Source organism: Thermobrachium celere DSM 8682 (assembly GCF_000430995.1).
GTDB classification, from domain to species: Bacteria; Bacillota; Clostridia; order Clostridiales; family Caloramatoraceae; genus Thermobrachium; species Thermobrachium celere.
Window position 1 is genome coordinate 193,956 of record NZ_HF952039.1, and the last position, 2,029, is coordinate 195,984.

The 2,029-nt window shown below is 51.5% G+C and carries 1 protein-coding gene and 1 other annotated feature (1 of these 2 running past the window's edge); the gene reads right to left on the minus strand.

Annotated features, from left to right (window positions below; genetic code table 11):
• Positions 1–1,812 (minus strand) — a sequence feature (mutual gap in cmsearch alignment for this rRNA model is longer than 100) (it extends 1,334 nt beyond the left edge of the window).
• A complete protein-coding gene (locus TCEL_RS14465) occupies positions 508–651 on the minus strand; it encodes a hypothetical protein (RefSeq protein ID WP_198010693.1) in 144 nt (47 codons plus the stop codon). (Overlaps the previous feature by 144 nt.)
• Positions 1,813–2,029: the final 217 nt, after the last annotated feature.

Sequence of the window (2,029 nt, forward strand, 5' to 3'; positions counted from 1 at the left end):
AAGGGTTCTCCCGCTCGCCTTAGGATTCTCTCCTCACCTACCTGTGTCGGTTTGCGGTACGGGCACCAGCATCCTCGATAGAGGCTTTTCTCGGCAGTGTGAAATCGGCTGCTTCGCCTTACGGCTCCCCATCAGCACTCAGCTTATCCTCCCGGATTTGCCTAAGAGGCATACCTTGTGCTTTGGACACACATATCCAGCAGTGTGCTCAGCCTATCCTCCTGCGTCCCCCCATCTCTCAAACGGCTGCTGGTGGTATCGGAATATCAACCGATTGTCCATCACCTACGCCTTTCGGCCTCGGCTTAGGTCCCGACTAACCCTCAGCGGACGAGCCTTCCTGAGGAAACCTTAGGTTTTCGGCGAATAGGATTCTCACCTATTTCTCGCTACTTATGCCAGCATTCTCACTTCTTAGCAGTCCACCAGTCCTCACGGTCTGACTTCAACCCGCTAAGAAAGCTCCCCTACCATTTGGTACCGTTGCTATCGCCTACATGGCATGTTTTAGCTTGTTATATCTAATGCTGCTCCTTCGCTTCGCTGCGTAGCAGCATAAAGATGTCCTCTCTTTTCTATCCTCTCTACCATATAAGCATTAGCAACGGTACCAAATCCATAGCTTCGGTGGCATGTTTGAGCCCCGGACATCTTCGGCGCAGGACCTCTCGACCAGTGAGCTATTACGCACTCTTTAAATGAATGGCTGCTTCTAAGCCAACATCCTGGTTGTCTTAGAAGTCCCACATCCTTTACCACTTAACATGCACTTTGGGACCTTAGCTGATGGTCTGGGCTGTTTCCCTTTTGACTTAGGATCTTATCACTCTAAGTCTGACTCCCGGGCATCAAGACTATGGCATTCGGAGTTTGATAAGGTTCGGTAACCTAGACGGCCCCTAGCCCATTCAGTGCTCTACCTCCATGTCTCTAACCCGAGGCTAGCCCTAAAGCTATTTCGGGGAGAACCAGCTATCTCCGAGTTCGATTGGAATTTCTCCGCTATCCACAGCTCATCCCATGGTTTTTCAACACCAACGTGGTTCGGGCCTCCAGTGAGTTTTACCTCACCTTCACCCTGTCCATGGATAGGTCACCCGGTTTCGGGTCTACGGCATGCAACTTATCGCCCTCTTCAGACTCGGTTTCCCTACGGCTTCGCACCTTAAGTGCTTAACCTCGCTACATACCGTAACTCGCTGGCTCGTTCTACAAAAAGCACGCCGTCAGGCCTTAACGCCCTCCGACTGCTTGTAGGCACACGGTTTCAGGTTCTATTTCACTCCCCTCCCGGGGTTCTTTTCACCTTTCCCTCACGGTACTATGCGCTATCGGTCACCAGGTAGTATTTAGCCTTGGGAGGTGGTCCTCCCTGCTTCCCACAGGGTTCCTCGTGTCCCGTGGTACTCTGGATCAGGTCTCGCTCAAAGTCCTTTTCGCCTACAGGGCTTTTACCTTCTGTGGCTGGCCTTTCCAGACCTATTCGACTAAGAACTCCTTCGCTTTCTTGACCTGTCCGCAACCCCAGAGTTTCCTCTGGTTTGGGCTCCTCCCCTTTCGCTCGCCGCTACTTAGGGAATCGATTATTCTTTCTTTTCCTCCGGGTACTTAGATGTTTCAGTTCCCCGGGTGTGCCCTCCTTAGCCTATGGATTCAGCTAAGGATGCATGGCGTTAGCCATGCGGGTTCCCCCATTCGGACATCTGCGGATCACAGCCTGTTTGCGGCTACCCGCAGCTTTTCGCAGCTTACCACGTCCTTCATCGGCTCCTGGTGCCAAGGCATCCACCATGCGCCCTTTGTAGCTTGATCGTTACAAAGAACTTGTTACCTTTGGCTGTGCAGTTTTCAAAGAACTGTTTTACTTATTCTCAAAGACGTTCCTTATCTTAAAGCGTCTTCAATCTGAAGGGACTTCGGCCTTTCGGCTCCCGGGCAATTTAGACGCTAACTTCGTTAGCTAAATTGCCCGCCGAAATCCATTCAGGATTTCGGCCCTTCAAAACTAAACAGCGAGAGCTATTAAACC

Bases quoted from the DNA above. Each gene is read 5' to 3' on its own strand.
- TCEL_RS14465 (WP_198010693.1), bottom strand. From the start codon at position 651: ATGTCCGGGGCTCAAACATGCCACCGAAGCTATGGATTTGGTACCGTT.